Origin of the sequence: Paenibacillus sp. NRS-1781 (assembly GCF_050467745.1) — a bacterium.
In the GTDB taxonomy this organism is placed as follows: domain Bacteria; phylum Bacillota; class Bacilli; order Paenibacillales; family Paenibacillaceae; genus Paenibacillus; species Paenibacillus terrae_A.
The window spans coordinates 35,526-50,980 of sequence record NZ_JBITPI010000063.1 but is presented as its reverse complement, the minus strand read 5'-3'; the positions used below and the strand labels follow the sequence as shown (position 1 = coordinate 50,980).

Here is a 15,455-nt window from a genome sequence, read left to right as displayed (position 1 = left end):
AAAAGTATAATCAACACACAACATTTGCGACCAGCTCCTGAAGGCTTCGAAAACCCGTCAGATAGTACATATTTGTCAAGGGGTACAGCCTGATTTCCGGCCTGCTAAAACCTGGATTAGGCTTTTTCCATGCTGGTCTGCTGCAAAAAATAGTTCAACATTAAATAGCATACGGAGGGAACAATCGTGGATCACATCAAAGAGATTTTGGAATACAATCGCGTTTTCGTGGAAAACAAAGAATACGAAGCCTATCGTACAGGCAAGTTCCCCAATAAAAGAATGGTCATCATTACCTGTATGGATACGCGTCTGACCGAACTGCTGCCCAAAGCCATGAATCTGCGCAATGGTGATGTCAAAATTATTAAAAATGCGGGTGCGATTATCTCCCAGCCTTTTGGAAGCGTTATGCGTAGTGTGCTCGTTGCCCTGTATGAGCTGGAAGCGGATGAAGTGCTCGTCATAGGCCATTACGAATGCGGTATGGCCGCGCTGAATGCCGACCACATGGTCAATGAAATGCTGGAGCGTGGGATTTCACAAGAGGTACTAAGCACTTTGGAGAATGCAGGAATTAAACTAAATAAATGGCTGAAAGGTTTTGACAACATCGAGGAAGGGGTTAGAAGTACTGTAAAGCTTATTAAGAATCACCCCTTGCTTCCGCCTAATGCACCTGTTCACGGTATGGTCATCCATCCGGACACCGGGGAGCTGACGCTGGTTGTTGATGGAAATAAGCAGTAAAAATCCTATAATTAACGTTAAAGAGGGTATATTTAGGTCATAAAACGGCCTAAAGATACCCTCTTTTTTATGAAAATAAGCACATATGAGTGTATGATGATCGGAGTTAATTTTGGCTAACCTGTGAACGGCCTATCTGAAAGTTGTCAAACCATACAGTTTCAGTGTACACTTTTCATGAAGCGGCAGAACACCTGCCGTAGAGCCGTTATAACCGTTACTAAGATGGATGAAGGAGATAAAATCTATGAATTTACTATCGTATGGTCTGTTGGGCCTTCTCGCCAGAGAAGAATCCTCCGGCTATGATCTGATGCTGCGTATCCAGCCTTTTTGGCAGGCTAAGCACAGTCAGATCTATCCACTGCTAGCGCGTATGGAAAGCAAGGAATTGCTTGCTTCCCGCTGGATTCAGCAGTCCGACAAACCTGATAAAAAAATGTATACCATTACAGACAAGGGAATTCATATGCTTCAGCAATGGTCCCAGGAATCACTGGCCGCTCCGGTCACACGGGACGAATTAAGTCTGCGGCTGTTCTGTCTCTGGCTGACGGACAAAAGCAGTGCCAACCGTATGCTGGAGGAACGCAAGCGTCATTTTATTCAGCGAATACGGCACCTTGAGGATATTCTGAACGACATTCCCGACGAGGATCTGCATTTTGGCAGCAAAAGCTTCGGCGATTACATTCTCGTGCAAAAAGGGCTTATGAATGCCAAAGCGGGTCTGGAGTGGTGCCAAATGGTACTGCGTATGCTGCTTGCCGGAGATGTAAGAGCGGATACTAATCCATTTTCACTTAAACCGTAAGACAGAATGCTTTAGTCCATTCAGCATAGGCTTTATATATCAATAAAATTTGAATGTTTTAATTTTTTTGAAACCCTTTTCTATCCGTTTCGTATTACTGGTAAGCGGCTGTTTGACCTATATCAAACCAACATACCAAGGGGGATTATATTTACATGAAAAAAACTTTTACTTTTAAAAATATGATGATGCTGATGATGGCTTTTACCCTGCTGATTGTTATGGTCGCACCATCTACAGCTGACGCGAGGCGAGGCGGCGGATTTAAATCCGGGCCAAAATCGTACCAATCTACACCGAGCAAGGCCACTAACAACAACGGAGTCAATAAGTCTGATAGCGGATCCAAATCCAGTGCAACTGCGGGTAATGCAAGCAGAACGGGTGGATTCCTTGGTGGTGGCGGCGGATTCCTGAAGGGCATGATGCTGGGTGGCTTGGCAGGTATGCTCTTCGGCGGACTGTTCGGTAATATGGGCGCATTGGGCAGCTTGCTTGGCCTTGCGGTCAACGTTCTCGCTATATACGTCCTGATCATGGTCGGAGTAGGTATCTACCGTGCGATTAAAAATCGTCGCAGACCTGATGATTCCCGTGGAGGACGTTACTAAGTTATGATTTTAAGTATGGATGAAATTGTAAACGCCATCTGTCTGCATATGGCTGAACGCAAAGGTGTCCAGCCCAATGATGTGACAGTAGAATTAAGCTGGGAAGAGGATACAGGATACTCAGCAGAAGTCCATGTACAGGGTCGCAGCCAGTATCTGGTGGAAGCCAACATGATTGAGGCCATCCTGAGATACCTGCATTCCGAGTACAATATCCGTGCCTATCGCGAGCAGGTCAGACTGGATCTGGACGAAGAAATTACAGCTATTGTCCAGACTGACTGAATCAAGTGTAGAGTCACCTAACAAAATATGCAGTGAAACGGAAGAACCGACCTTCGCTTAATGCAAGGGTCGGTTCATTTTTACGTTCTATAGGACCATGCTAAATATGTGGAGCTGAGGATACAGGAACCTGGGGTGCCCTTTCGAGCAGACCACTGCCGTACATTTCCCGAAACGGTTGCTCCTCCATATGAATGTACCCGATATAACAGCCGCATTCCTTCATCCGGCACGGGCGCTTGGCGCTTATTCCTTCAAGGCCATCTCTGTACAAGTGACCCAGCACTCGCCGATCCTGGTAGCAATGTTTTACACGTCCGTCACCCTGTACGTAAAATACATCCTCCCCAGCACGACACGCCCGTCCCTGACTGCTGTAATCCTGCAAATTCCATTGGAAATAGGGATCTATAGCCGTTAATTTAGCAATCTCGGCATCGCTATAATAATGTGGTCGATCCTTATAAGCGTTGACCCACAAATAAACATCCTTCGGAAGCTGTGATCGTAAGGAATGAATAGCGGGAAAAGCCTGCCTCAATCCCACGGTGCCGACACTGTAGGAAATACCAAGTTCATATAGCTTCATGCCTTGAGATATAAAAGCCTGCTCCTTCGTCTCTCCCGGATGATACGTCGCCCACAACGCAGCCGTCCTCGGATTCAATTCCTTGGCCCAATCCAGCTTAGTGGACAAATTCGTCTGTACAGCCACTTTATCTACATGCGCCATATGGGAAAACTCAATCATGGTTTTGCGGTACCAGGAATGAATCAGAGCTTCTCCATACGGGTTAAAAAAAATGGAAAGTCGATGCCCCAAAGTTCCCTGCTCCCGTACCCAATCGGCAAAACGCTCCAGTTGCGCCCGATCCTTGTGCAATGTCTCACGGCTATCCACGTTTTTGCTGAACGGACAGTAAGAGCAAGTATAGTTGCAGGAAGTCAACGAGCCACGATAATATAGGGTTGCTCTCATGCGCCTACGTAGCCTTCCATTCGCTCCCGTACTGCCGTGGATATCATCCAGTCGCCAATCGCATCGGAATAAGCCATTCCTTCCTCGGTCAGTCGCAATGTGTCGTCTACAACCACTGCCATACCAGATTCCAATAACAAGGACATTCCTGCAAAATCATCCGCCAAAGACGCATCGAAGCGCGCGGCGTAAGCAGATAGCTCCAGACCTTCACGATGGAGAAGTGCCTTCAGAATAAAACGCCGCTTGCTCTCCTCCACATTTAAAATAAAGCCGTAATCAGCCAGATCATGACGCTCGGCGGCGACATAATCAGCAATAATGCCACGCGTTGCCGCTGCACTAACACCGTATCGGCTGGCATAGTGGACATTACGCGTATAGGAGCGCGCACCGCAGCCCAGACCGGCCATGCCTTCCTCCTGACAGCTGTATGGCAGCAGCTCCTTGCCGGGTGCATCATCATTTTTGGCAAAACGGCGCATGGAATATTGTACATATCCCGCCTGTTTGAGTCTTTCACGTGCTACTTCGTACAAGCTGAGACGAATATCATGCTCCAGCCCGGTATAGCCCGGCTTTAAAATCGTATTTTCCCGAATGTATAATGGGTAAATAAAAATTTCACCCGGTGCGTAAGATAACGCCTCTTCCAGAGAATACAGCCACGTTTCCGCCGTTTGACCGGGGAGACCATAGATCAGATCTACGTTCAACAGTGGAAAATCGTACTCCACCAGCCGCGCAAGCGCTTCACGCACAAGCTTGGGCTTCTGAGGACGGTATATGGCCGCACTCTCCGACTCCACAAAGCTCTGAATCCCCATGCTGACACGGTCCGTTCGACGCCGCTTGAGCACCTCCAGCCGATCTTCGGTTACCGTATCCGGCGACGTTTCCACCGAAATGGAAGCATGCTCAGGGTCTAAACCCATCAGATTTTCCGCAATGTCAAACAATCGTTCGACCAAAGGAGCCTCCAGCAAGGTTGGCGTGCCACCGCCGATGGCAAAGCGTGAAAACGGCCGACCACCCATGATTGGCGCCCATTGGCGAGCTTGTCTTTCAAGCGCATCCACATACTCCTTATGCACATCCAGCCGCTTGTCCGGCAAAGTGAACAGGTTACAAAACCCGCAACGAGCCGCGCAAAACGGAATATGCATATACAAAAAATAGCTCTCCAGCTCCTCCTTCTCCCACAATTCTTGCAGTGAGAGTGGTGTATCAAACGACCGATAGGCCGTTTTATGCGGGTAAGAGTACAAATAGGAGCGGTAGGGAGCTTCACGGATCGTGCGTGCCCATTGGGCAGGGTTCTCAGGCCATGAAGACCTTGATGTCGAGTTTGTGTCCAGCCCCGCAGGGGGATTGGCTCCTGCTCCCGTTAGAAGCGAGTGATTCAGATTCATGGCTTTCATTTCTGCTCCCTCCTCGCGCTGGATTGATTTCTTTACATTTTACCAGTGCAGTCTATCATTTCTTTTACCCTACAATACAAATTCGCGGTAAGGCACATTCCATACGACCTCATGCGCCAGACGATGCCCTTCGTAGCCGTCTTCCCCATAAGCCGTACCATGATCGGAAAAGGCCATGCAAAATGTCTTCCCCCGGTTTCGTAAAGCGTCGAACAAACGTCCAAGCTGCCCATCCACATAACGCAAGGCTGCACGTTGGGACTCCACGGAATCCTTGGCTGGGCCCTCCAGAAAATAGTGATTAGGGCCATGAATAGCTGAAACATTCAGGAACAAAAACAGCCGCTGCGCCGGGTCCGCCTTCTCCAGCAGCTTTAGGGCATGATTCACCTGATGCTCCGTCGAACGGGGATTCGTAACGCCGAAGGTCATACGCCAGTAGCTTTCCTGAAAATACCCCGGCAACACCTTGGCAAGCTTGTTTTTTTTTGTAAAAAAAATAACTCCACCAATGCAGATCGTCCGGTAGCCCTCACCCGCCAGCCCGGATACAATATCCGGTGCATCAAACAGCCACGTATGCGGATGCGTTCGCAGTCCCGTATCTTTTGTATGAAACAGCCGTATGTGAGAGGCCTTATCTGTATTGGCTGGTGTAGGTAAGAATCCGCCAAAAAACGCATGATGTGCAGCATAGGTAAAGCTGCCCGGCGTATGGCGTTTTTCCCACGGCCCGGACTCGCACAGGTTCGGACAGTTCTCTTCCTCCAGCTTGGCTACATCGTAACGCAGCGTGTCGAGCGTAATCATGACAATATCATGAGAACCGACAATCTGGTTCATATCGGTCATAACAAGTCTTTCCTTTCCAAAGTTGAAGTCCCATTGGCGAGATGCAGCATTTCCCATTCATAAGGATTCCAGCCCTGATGTTTTACACGGTATAGCAGGTCTCCGAACGGATTTACATCCAGCACGTAGGGACGACCGCCATGCGCCGGAACCAGCACATCCAGCCCAGCAACCATAGACGCCGGAAAAGCGCTCATTGCGGCTTCCGCAGTCTGCTGCACCGATTCTATCGTATCCTGCGGCAACCCGGCGTCCTCCAGCAACAGCCGTTCATTGCGCAAATGCAGATTCGTAATGGGGCCTCGGCTTAAACGTAAAACAGCATGACAAGCCTCTGATCCGCAAACGAGCTGGCGTACATCGTAAACACGTCCGCTCAGACTCGCTTTAGGTATCCAGCGCTCCACATGCACCCCTTCCGAGCATAGCCAGCCCAGGATAGCATGAATGTCCTGCTTGTCCGTATAACGGCGCAAGCGTCCGGCATTGTAATACACACGCTGTCCGTGTACGATTTCCGTTCCAATGGTGGTTACCGCCAGTTCTGCCCGTGTCCGCGGATGCACCTGATAAGCTATTACACCAGAAGCACCGGACCCGCAAAATATTTTCACAAACAGGCGGTGAACCCCGCTTTCCATCATCGCTGCGTGCAGATCAGCAACATCACGAAAGGTACCGTCTGGTGGTGAAAGCACAGGCGGAACCCTTATGCCCGCCTTGTCCAATACGACGCTGCAACGCCGTTTGTCGAACATCACAGCCACTTCCACTGGATCATTCATCCAGCGCGAGGAGGGCCATAGCAGGGCCGCTTCTTGCTGTAGCCACGCCAACAGACGGCAATAGCCCCGGAACCATTGTGCCGGGTGCCAAATACGACCGTGCTGCTCCAGCAGGCCTCGCGCTTCTGACGCCAATATACCTGGGTCATGTGCTAATTCTGCCCACGGCAACAAAGAATCGTCTCCCTCCGCATCCGGGGCTCCCAAAGCAATCAATTCACGCTCTACCTCAAAGCTTTCACCCGGTGCATCCAGACGAAGCAGCGGACTAATGTCCGCCCGCCCCGTCTGTAACTGACGGATGCTCTCTTGCACATAAACACTAGCATTTACACCGTCTGACGCAGACTGTCCAGCTATTCGGACCATCAGTTCGTCCAGACTTTGCTTCTCCCGGATGGCTTCCAGCACATTTTTATAGGAAATCTCAACAGCTGGCGACAGCTTCAATCTGCTTCGCGCCTCCTGTAGTCCTGTGGTCCGCCGATTCCCTGGATTGCCGAACAAAATAAACGGCTCGCTGACATTACTGTCTGATATCCCAGCCATAAAGCCGCCTCACCTCACTTACTCCGTCAACGATGGATAACGCCAATCATCTTCCTCGTCCGCTTGCTGCTGATCCTCCACATTCACATTCAGTCCTGAGCTTTTCCAACGTTTCATCATTTCATCAGACATATAATGATAGCTCAAATCCAGGTGCTTCAGCCCTTTGATGCTTTCACTAGCGAGTAGTGCCTCTGCCCCTTTATCGGACAACGTGCCTTGAGACAGATCAAGCACCTCCAGTTGTCCAATCACGGGTGCGTTTGCCGCAGCAATCGCAATTTCATCCTGTATTTCACTATCCTTCAGCCCCAAGTAAGTCAGCTTGGGAAAAAGATTATCGTTCAGGAACGGTAATACGTCCTCCAGACCACCGTCAAAACCGTATTCGTCCACGCCCAAGTACAGCTCCAGCTTGCGCAGCTCTGGCAGCTCGGCATTGCGAATCTCCTGAATGACACTCGCTGGCAAGCCTCCGCAAATAATAACCAATTCCTGAAGATGGCTATGCCGCAACGGTTCCAGGCTCAAGTTCTGACTTCCTTTGGCATAAAAGGATTCCAATGCTGGAAACGCCTCCAGCAGCGGAGACAGATTCGTCTGATTAATCCACGAAACCTCACACTCATCATATTCCATATCCCCGATAAACAGCTTACGCAGCTTCGGAAATTGATCTTTGTGCTTTACCAGTACCGGAATAAAATCCTCCGGCGATTGTTCGTAGGCTCCGCCCCAGTCTCCAATAATCAAATCCGTTATTTCTGCACTCTCTGGCTTGACTGCCTGTTCTTCAATGGACTTAGCCATCGTTTGACCCTTCTCATAAGCATCATAATCTACAACCAGCTTTACTTCCATCTCGTAATACCTCCGATCACTGATTTAAAAATGTAATAAATCCCTACCTTGTAAACTATCTATTCCCAGTTTAGTCTATCCTATCATACCAATGTTCGTCAAAAATAGACCCCTATCGACATTAATCCTATGTAAAATGTACGCATGAAATCAGCCTAGGGCAGCCCGGTAAAATTACTCCAGTCTGCCCTAGGCTGATACTCCCCAAATAAATCTCTACTATATAACACAATAGATTTTGAAGCCGAATTATTGGCTAATGGTGATTGGCGAGTTATCCGACAGCAATGCCAGATTATTCACGATTACACTCTCTTCGTTGCTCAGCCCACTGGTAACCAGTGTTTGTGAGCCTGTCGTTTGAACTGTCTTCACTTCCTTGCGTTTCGCATGGTCACCATTCACAACGTATACATATTGCTTGCCCTGATCCTTTTGAATCGCTGCAGTAGGAACGACAATACCTTCTTGTGCATTCGCAGCGACAAAGCTGATATCAGCCAGCATACCGGATTTCAGTCTCACGTCCGGATTAGCCACCGAAATTTCCACAGGATATCCTTTTCCACTTGCGTCCAACGGACTTACATTTTTCACTGTACCTGTTGTCACAATATTGGAAGCTGCTACACGTACCTGTACCTTGTCGCCTGCTTTTACATTGTTGATCTGCTCTGCCGGTACATAGATCAGTGTATTAACTGTACTCAGGTTGGCAATGACCAGCGCAGGCGTCTGTGCGGATACCATTTCGCCTACTTCTGCATTTTTTGTACCTACAATACCGTTAATCGGTGATGTAATCACGGTATCGTCGAGTGCGTCCTGAGCAATGCTCACATTTAGCTGAGCCTGCTTGAGAGACTGTTGGCTGGACTCGATAACCGCTGTATTTTGAGATACCTTCAGTTGATTTTGTGCATTGCTGTAACCGCTGTTAGCATTACTGTAGCTGTTTTTTGCTGAATCGTAGCTGTTACGGGCCGTAGTGAGCGCCTTCTGAGCAGCCACCAGTTGGTCCTGGGCATTAGCCTGTGCATTTTGCGCATTGTTGTATGTCGCTTCTGCGTTCACAACGGCTGTTTTTGCTTGTTCCAATTGTGCTTGCGTACTCGCACCCGCATCAAACAGGCTTTGTGTACGCGTTACATTTTTCTGAGCATCCGCCAAGGCTTGCTGCGTTTGCTTCACCGTATTGGCCGCTGAGGAAACGCCGTGTGTCGCCTGTTCTACGGCTGTAGTAGCCTGATTAATGGCTCCCTGCGCCTGATTGATTGAGCTTTGGGACTGAATCACGCCGCTTTTGGATTGTACTACGCCCGAGTTGGCTTGAACCATCGTCGATTCATGGGATGCCTGAGCAGAGCTCACTCCTGCTGCTGCTGCTGCAGCGGCGGCGCGGGCCTTCGCTACATTATTCCGCATGTCCTTGTCATCAAGCTTGAACAGCACTTGACCTTTTTTGACCTCTGCGCCAATATCCACAGGCAGTTCAACTACTTTACCGCCCACTTTTGGAACGATATTCACCGTCTCTGAAGGTGTTACCGTTCCTGTATAAATGTTCCCTTGCCCAATGATACCCTGCTGCGCTTGGCTGATCTTGACAGGAACGACCATATCCTGTGCCGCGCCGCTATTACTGGAGCAGCCTGCCAGCATTGCGCCGCTGAGCACTAAGGCCGCTAATGTACTTTCTACTCTCAATATTTTCATGATAATTCCCTTTCTTTCTGTCCGTGGAAATAATGTAAGCCATCCAGTCGATATTTTGTAGTTCTTTATAAAGCTTCCGGCTGTGTTTTTGCTTTCTTCCTTTGAATAAACAAAAAGATTAGTGGAATCGTGCAAAAGAGCGGTATGGATGAAATGAGGAACGTATCCGCAATTCCTCTTGATGTGGCATCCAGTGTGATTAAGCTACTTACGGATGACATCCATGAGCTACCCAACGACGCTTGCAGCGCATGAGCCGCGTCCGGTGTAACAGTCTCCGAAATTTGTTGAGCATGAGCTGCCGAACGGCTTTGCATAATCGCTGTCAACACTGCAATAGCCATAGAAGCTGCAACGGTACGCACCAGATTGGATGCTGTAGACGCATTCGCTACTTTACTCGGATGAACAGCGTTCATACCGACTGTAGACAATGGCATCATACAAATACCGATTCCCAGGCCCCGAAATGCCATTACGGTTTCCAGCCAAATATGCGGTGTGTCTGGCGTAAGCTGATGCAAATGATATGTCATAAAGCTGGTCAGCGTCAGGCCAACAAGTCCCAGAGGCACAATGCCGAACTTATCAAATAACCGCCCGGCAATCGGCATCATAGCCGCCATTGCAATCGCCTGTGGAATGAGGATGATTCCGGTATCAATCGGTGACACATGCTGAATATTTTGCAAAAACAACGGTGTCAAAAACGTTCCTCCGTACATCCCCATCATGACCAGACTGGAGGCAATGACACTAATCGTATATTTTGAGTTTTTAAATAATGAAATTTCGATTACAGCATTGTCTTTTCCGCTTTCCACATAAATAAGAAAGACAAGCGCCCAGAAGGCGATGAACAGTAGAGAGACAATTTTAAAAGAAGTCCAGCCATCATGCTGACCGTTGGTCAGTGCGTACAAGAGTGTTCCTGCGCAAGTTGCGGCCAGCAAAAAGCCCGGCAAATCAAATGGCTTCGGTGTTGCTTTAGGCGGCTCCTTGATCAGAAGAATAACCATTAAAATTGCAAATAAAGCTACCGGCACACTGACAATAAACAAGAAACGCCAGTTAAACCATTCAATTAAATAGCCACTCAGTGTAGGTCCAACGGCTGGAGCCGCCATTGCGGCGATCCCCCATATCCCGAGGGACATCCCGATTTGTTCACGCGGCATGATTTTGTAAATAATCGTCATACTCAGCGGCATAATAACACCGCCTCCCAGACCAGCCAGCACCCGTGCCGCGATCAGGGAAGAATCACTCCATGCAAAAATACATATTCCCGTTCCCAGCGAGAACACGCTGAGCGCAAGTATTAAAAACTTTTTGTATCCGATGCGCTGCTCCATATATCCGGTAATCGGGACGATTACACCAGATGCAAGCGTGTAACCTGTAATAACCCACTGAATACGTGTCGTCGTTGATCCTAAGTCCGTCGTCAATCGAGGAATGGCGACATTGATCAGACTGTTGTTCAGAATGGCGACAAAGGCGCCTAAAACGATGGCAAAAAAAGCAAGCCAGCGTTCTTTGGAGGAATCTGTCGAAGGAGCAGCAGCAGTTTCATTGGCAGCCACATGGACCCCTCCTTTTTAAGATGTATGGATTTTAACTTCCACGTTCGTTCCTGGAATGAGCTTCATATCCTTCGGCTTGTTAACAGCTATTTCTACAGGCACACGCTGGGTCACCTTGTTAAAGTTACCGCTTGTGTTTACCGCAGGAATGAGCGAGAACACCGCATTTGAGGCTTCGCCCACTTTGCGAACTTTGCCTTGAATCGTCTTGTCACCTGCTGCATCAAGCGTAATGTCAACAAGCTGTCCCGGTTTAATGCGGTCAATATCGGTTTCTTCAATATTCGTGGAGACATACAGGCTGTTCATATCAACCATGGTCGCAACAGCACTGCCCGGAGAACCGATTTCATGCTCCTTCGAATAAATCTTAATAACGGTACCATTGATCGGCGCACGCAGTACAGACTTGCTGATCATGCTGGAATCCAGCCCCGATACATCCTGCTCGGCAATCGGTTCATTGCGCTGAAGAACATCGCCTTCCTCCACATCAATGTGTGTAATCTCTCCGGAAATTTGCGGCATTACCTTATATTGATCCGCTTGAATACGTGCATCGTCACTCTTAACAAAGTGTGTTGCCTGATACCAATAATAGTAGCCAATGGTTCCGCCGCTCAGAATGAGCAGTATGATGAGAATTGGCAGTACGGTTTTCTTACTCACTTCTTCCACCCCTGTTGTCCAAAAAATTTTATTATTCAACGCTAATATTTTAATTTTGAAATATTAGGCCATCAAACCAATCGTGAACGTAAAATAAGCACATAGCAGGATACCATGCTTAGAGAAAGAACATGATCTATGTAGGTAGGTAATCCTTGACTATGCACACACACATCGTCTCCTTTTATATTTAAATATTTTCATATAAATATCTTACATTGAAGTATTATAGTTATATTTATCTATTCAGGCAATATAAATTTTCAGTTTTTCAAAAAAAATTTCATAAAAAAGAGCCTTGTTTCCCAAGGCTTCTTCAATGAAAAGGGATTATTCGCATTTAAAGGGTTAAAAAATGTACTAAGAGAAAAGCATAGGTCCCAACAACCGTTCTTTACGGTTTTTGGCCTCCTGCTGCTCTTTTTTGTTCTTATCCATCCTGTTGCTATTGCCCTGTGATCGTTGTTCCTCTATGCAGGCTCCGCAACGACATCGTTCTGTTGTCGCGTGTACATCCTTTCTGGAGTCCCGCAATAACTGAACGTAATCCAAAGATTGCTGTAAAGAAGCAGCACCAGGCATAAAGCGGACTTTTTTGCCTTCCAGCAAACAGTAGACCTCCATAAGCTGCGGAAGAGCGCCAAATGCATAATAACAAAAAACATTCGTCAAATGTTGAAATGTATGAATAACGTTGGGATTATAATCCACGATGTACTTCTGAATCAGTAAGGAATCCGCTCCAGCTGACAGTTGCCAGGCCGACTGTACAATAAGTGAAATGTCAACCTCAAGCTCAGGGACCGACGTGCAAAATTGCTCGTACAACATCACCGGCACTGACAAGTCCCTATTTAACGCACAAATGTTAGACAGCTCGCCTGACACTTTATTTTTGACGTCCCAATAATGGAACAACGATTCGAAGCCGACTGGCTGTGTGGGCCACCATTTCTCCAGTACGTACTGGACGGGGATTTCCCGCCGCACCTCTACTTCCATACCGAAGTATTCATTTAGCGCATGCCCTACCGCATATTGAACCCGCTGCCTCCAATTCCAGCCTTCACGCCCGCGTTTTCCCTGCGATTGACGTGTAGACTGCGGAGTTCTCCACATCTCCTCAAGCTGGTAGTCGTGCAGAAGAGGAAAGCCGCTTAAGCTATCGCTGTTGCGCATACCTATCCCTCGCTCTCTTCTCAGGACACCCCAATACCAGCCTGTGCAAATTGTCTTCCGTAAGCCCGGCAATTTTCCTTCTCATCGTCCAGTGGGTTGAATTCGATCTTCAAGCTCTCCTGAACAACAGCTGCGCCACGTTCTTTGACTTTTTCCTCTACCAGATCAACCGCGCCGCAGAATAGTGTATAGGATGTATCTCCACTGCCAAATACAGCGGTCTTTTTACCAGATAGATCAAGCTCATCCAGTTCCTCGTAAAAATCTAAAAATTCATCAGGAAGCTCACCATCTCCCCATGTATATACACCCAACAGGAACCCGTCATAACCGAGCAGTTCCTGCGCGCTGCAATCATACGAAGCCTTCAACTCCGCCTCATGTCCTGCCTGGCGGACGCCTTCGGCGATCAATTCTGCGATTTCCTCTGTATTACCAGTCATACTGGCATAAGCAATCATGATTTTACCCAAGTTCATCCCTCACTTTTGTTTGACATATGGAACGCATTCATTCCCTATTACTCAAATAATATTTGATAATGATTATCATTGTCAAATATTAATTTCAAATATGTGTTTTACACATGGTCCAACATACGCAAAACAGCCGCATAGCATGCGGCTGTTCGCAGATAAACCCTATGAGTAAGCTGCTTCAACAAGCAGCTTGTTTATATATTGCATCCATTATTTATTACGCCAGTACAGTTCATTCCATTGCAGCTCCTGACGGAACTGACGGATGTTCGTGTTGTTGTCAATGACGACGGCTTCTATGCCTGTCAGCTCTGCGTAATCCAGCAATTGCTCTGTGGTTACAGCATAGGACAACACCGTATGATGCGCTCCACCCGCATGAATCCATGCTTCTGCGGACACTTCCAGCGAAGGCTCTGGTTTCCACAAAACGCTGGCTACAGGCAGCTTCGGCATTTGGTTTTTATTTTCCACAGCATGGATTTGGTTAATGATCAGACGATAACGTCCTCCCAGCTCAATGATGGATGCTACGAGCGCCTTACCCGGTTTGCCTTCAAAAATAAGACGAGCCGGATCGGCTTTGCCACCAATACCCAACGGTTGAACATCAATACGCGGTTTGTTCACAGCAATCGTCGGACATACCTCCAGCATATGAGAACCCAAATTCAGTTCATTGCCCGGCTCCAAATGATAGGTGTAATCTTCCATAAAGGAAGTATCCACGTTATTCGCCATCAGCTTCATCAGACGTGTCAATGCTGCCGTTTTCCAGTCACCTTCGCCACCGAATCCGTAGCCTTGAGCCATCAAACGCTGAACCGCCAAACCAGGCAGTTGTTTCAGACCATGCAGGTCTTCAAACGTCGTCGTAAAGGCCCCGAATTCTCCATCCTGTAAAAACTTTTTCAAGCCCAGCTCAATACGAGCCTGCTCCAAAATAGAATCACGTACTGCACCCGGTTGCTTGGCTTCTGCGGACAACTCATACAGGTCGTTATACTCTTCGAACAGAGAGTTGATATCCCCCTCTGACACGTTATTAACGACCTCAACCAGATCACCCACACCATAGCCGTTGATGGACCAGCCCAACTGGGCCTGAGCAGATACTTTGTTGCCGTCGGTTACAGCTACTTCACGCATATTGTCACCAAAACGGGCTACTTTGAGATTTTGGCTTTCGCTATAAGCAGCAGCCGTAGACATCCATCCTCCGATGCGTTTCTGAACGCCTTCTTCCTCCCAATAGCCTACGACGACTTTGCGAGTTACACCCAGACGGGCACCGATAAAACCAAATTCACGATCACCATGCGCGGATTGGTTCAGGTTCATAAAGTCCATATCAATACTATCCCAAGGGATATCACGGTTAAATTGAGTATGCAGGTGCAACAAAGGCTTTGCCAGACGCGTCAAGCCAGCAATCCACATTTTCGCCGGAGAAAAAGTATGCATCCAGGTAATAATCCCTGCACACAGGTCATCTCCGTTCGCATCAATAATGAGACGACGAATCGCGTCGGAATTCGTCAGAACCGGCTTGAGTACCACTTCAAACGGTAAATGACCACTACGGTTCAATCCCTCTACAATTTGACGAGAATGCTCTTGTACCTGATCGAGCGTCTCGGGTCCATACAAATGCTGACTTCCTGTAGCAAACCAAAATTTAAACGGTTTCATAATTAAAAATTCCTCCAGTCAGGAAATAAGTATAATTGCAGCTGTATTCATAGATAAAATATTATGTACGTACAATCTAATATTTTTCTCAACATTATGATGAAAAATGATTAGTTGTACGTACAAGTGGGATTGATTTCATTTTAATATGGAAGCGCTCTAATTACAAGTGTATTCGGCAAAAAAATATTTTTGGCCTTTCAGGCTGTTTGCTTCACCACGGAATC

At 47.7% G+C, this 15,455-nt stretch carries 15 protein-coding genes; 4 read left to right on the top strand and 11 right to left on the bottom strand.

Translation table 11 applies throughout. The features are described 5' to 3' along the window. Window positions 1–186: 186 nt before the first annotated feature. From ACIFO6_RS21485 to ACIFO6_RS21470, 4 genes are all read left to right on the top strand, one after another. Window positions 187–750 (top strand): beta-class carbonic anhydrase, encoded by a 564-nt coding sequence (locus ACIFO6_RS21485; RefSeq protein WP_430043713.1) that lies wholly within the window; start codon window positions 187–189, stop codon window positions 748–750. Window positions 751–997: 247 nt separating this feature from the next. Further along, a complete protein-coding gene (locus ACIFO6_RS21480) occupies window positions 998–1,564 on the top strand; it encodes a PadR family transcriptional regulator (protein WP_430043711.1) in 567 nt (188 codons plus the stop codon). A 155-nt stretch (window positions 1,565–1,719) separates the two neighbouring features. Then, window positions 1,720–2,175 carry a hypothetical protein gene (locus tag ACIFO6_RS21475; RefSeq protein ID WP_430043710.1) on the top strand — a complete coding sequence of 152 codons (456 nt, stop codon included), beginning with the start codon at window positions 1,720–1,722 and terminating at the stop codon, window positions 2,173–2,175. A 3-nt stretch (window positions 2,176–2,178) separates the two neighbouring features. Continuing rightward, complete coding sequence (locus tag ACIFO6_RS21470; RefSeq protein ID WP_430043707.1) at window positions 2,179–2,460, top strand: YxcD family protein; 282 nt, start codon at window positions 2,179–2,181, stop codon at window positions 2,458–2,460. A gap of 100 nt (window positions 2,461–2,560) precedes the next feature. Here the strand turns inward: ACIFO6_RS21470 and ACIFO6_RS21465 are convergent, their stop codons facing one another. From ACIFO6_RS21465 to araA, 11 genes are all read right to left on the bottom strand, one after another. Then, window positions 2,561–3,439, bottom strand: a complete 879-nt coding sequence (locus ACIFO6_RS21465; RefSeq protein ID WP_430043705.1) for an STM4011 family radical SAM protein — start codon at window positions 3,437–3,439, stop codon at window positions 2,561–2,563. Beyond that, a complete protein-coding gene (locus ACIFO6_RS21460; protein ID WP_430043702.1) occupies window positions 3,436–4,860 on the bottom strand; it encodes an STM4012 family radical SAM protein in 1,425 nt (474 codons plus the stop codon). The genes ACIFO6_RS21465 and ACIFO6_RS21460 overlap by 4 nt, the downstream gene beginning before the upstream one ends. A gap of 69 nt (window positions 4,861–4,929) precedes the next feature. After that, on the bottom strand, window positions 4,930–5,712 hold the full coding sequence (locus ACIFO6_RS21455; protein ID WP_430043701.1) for an STM4013/SEN3800 family hydrolase: 783 nt from the start codon (window positions 5,710–5,712) through the stop codon (window positions 4,930–4,932). Continuing rightward, window positions 5,709–7,046, bottom strand: a complete 1,338-nt coding sequence (locus ACIFO6_RS21450; protein WP_430043699.1) for an STM4014 family protein — start codon at window positions 7,044–7,046, stop codon at window positions 5,709–5,711. The genes ACIFO6_RS21455 and ACIFO6_RS21450 overlap by 4 nt, the downstream gene beginning before the upstream one ends. 18 nt (window positions 7,047–7,064) lie before the next feature. Then, the gene (locus ACIFO6_RS21445) at window positions 7,065–7,907 is read right to left on the bottom strand and encodes an STM4015 family protein (RefSeq protein WP_430043698.1); all 843 of its coding nucleotides are present in this window, start codon (window positions 7,905–7,907) and stop codon (window positions 7,065–7,067) included. Between the two features lie 249 nt (window positions 7,908–8,156). Then, the gene (locus ACIFO6_RS21440) at window positions 8,157–9,623 is read right to left on the bottom strand and encodes an efflux RND transporter periplasmic adaptor subunit (protein WP_430043696.1); all 1,467 of its coding nucleotides are present in this window, start codon (window positions 9,621–9,623) and stop codon (window positions 8,157–8,159) included. A 65-nt stretch (window positions 9,624–9,688) separates the two neighbouring features. Further along, window positions 9,689–11,209, bottom strand: a complete 1,521-nt coding sequence (locus tag ACIFO6_RS21435) for a DHA2 family efflux MFS transporter permease subunit (protein ID WP_430043694.1) — start codon at window positions 11,207–11,209, stop codon at window positions 9,689–9,691. 15 nt (window positions 11,210–11,224) lie between these two features. Then, on the bottom strand, window positions 11,225–11,878 hold the full coding sequence (locus ACIFO6_RS21430; protein WP_430043693.1) for an HlyD family efflux transporter periplasmic adaptor subunit: 654 nt from the start codon (window positions 11,876–11,878) through the stop codon (window positions 11,225–11,227). Window positions 11,879–12,238: 360 nt separating this feature from the next. Then, window positions 12,239–13,057: a hypothetical protein gene (locus ACIFO6_RS21425; protein ID WP_430043691.1), complete on the bottom strand. Its 819-nt coding sequence runs from the start codon at window positions 13,055–13,057 to the stop codon at window positions 12,239–12,241. Between the two features lie 20 nt (window positions 13,058–13,077). Further along, window positions 13,078–13,536, bottom strand: coding sequence for a flavodoxin (locus ACIFO6_RS21420; protein WP_430043689.1), 459 nt, complete (start codon window positions 13,534–13,536; stop codon window positions 13,078–13,080). 210 nt (window positions 13,537–13,746) lie between these two features. Beyond that, window positions 13,747–15,228, bottom strand: coding sequence for an L-arabinose isomerase (araA, locus tag ACIFO6_RS21415; RefSeq protein ID WP_430043687.1), 1,482 nt, complete (start codon window positions 15,226–15,228; stop codon window positions 13,747–13,749). Window positions 15,229–15,455 lie beyond the last annotated feature (227 nt).

Bases quoted from the DNA above. Each gene is read 5' to 3' on its own strand.
- ACIFO6_RS21420 (WP_430043689.1), bottom strand. From the start codon at position 13,536: ATGAACTTGGGTAAAATCATGATTGCTTATGCCAGTATGACTGGTAAT.
- ACIFO6_RS21475 (WP_430043710.1), top strand. From the start codon at position 1,720: ATGAAAAAAACTTTTACTTTTAAAAATATGATGATGCTGATGATGGCT.
- ACIFO6_RS21470 (WP_430043707.1), top strand. From the start codon at position 2,179: ATGATTTTAAGTATGGATGAAATTGTAAACGCCATCTGTCTGCATATG.
- ACIFO6_RS21440 (WP_430043696.1), bottom strand. From the start codon at position 9,623: ATGAAAATATTGAGAGTAGAAAGTACATTAGCGGCCTTAGTGCTCAGC.
- ACIFO6_RS21450 (WP_430043699.1), bottom strand. From the start codon at position 7,046: ATGGCTGGGATATCAGACAGTAATGTCAGCGAGCCGTTTATTTTGTTC.
- araA (WP_430043687.1), bottom strand. From the start codon at position 15,228: ATGAAACCGTTTAAATTTTGGTTTGCTACAGGAAGTCAGCATTTGTAT.
- ACIFO6_RS21445 (WP_430043698.1), bottom strand. From the start codon at position 7,907: ATGGAAGTAAAGCTGGTTGTAGATTATGATGCTTATGAGAAGGGTCAA.
- ACIFO6_RS21460 (WP_430043702.1), bottom strand. From the start codon at position 4,860: ATGAAAGCCATGAATCTGAATCACTCGCTTCTAACGGGAGCAGGAGCC.
- ACIFO6_RS21465 (WP_430043705.1), bottom strand. From the start codon at position 3,439: ATGAGAGCAACCCTATATTATCGTGGCTCGTTGACTTCCTGCAACTAT.
- ACIFO6_RS21425 (WP_430043691.1), bottom strand. From the start codon at position 13,057: ATGCGCAACAGCGATAGCTTAAGCGGCTTTCCTCTTCTGCACGACTAC.
- ACIFO6_RS21455 (WP_430043701.1), bottom strand. From the start codon at position 5,712: ATGACCGATATGAACCAGATTGTCGGTTCTCATGATATTGTCATGATT.
- ACIFO6_RS21480 (WP_430043711.1), top strand. From the start codon at position 998: ATGAATTTACTATCGTATGGTCTGTTGGGCCTTCTCGCCAGAGAAGAA.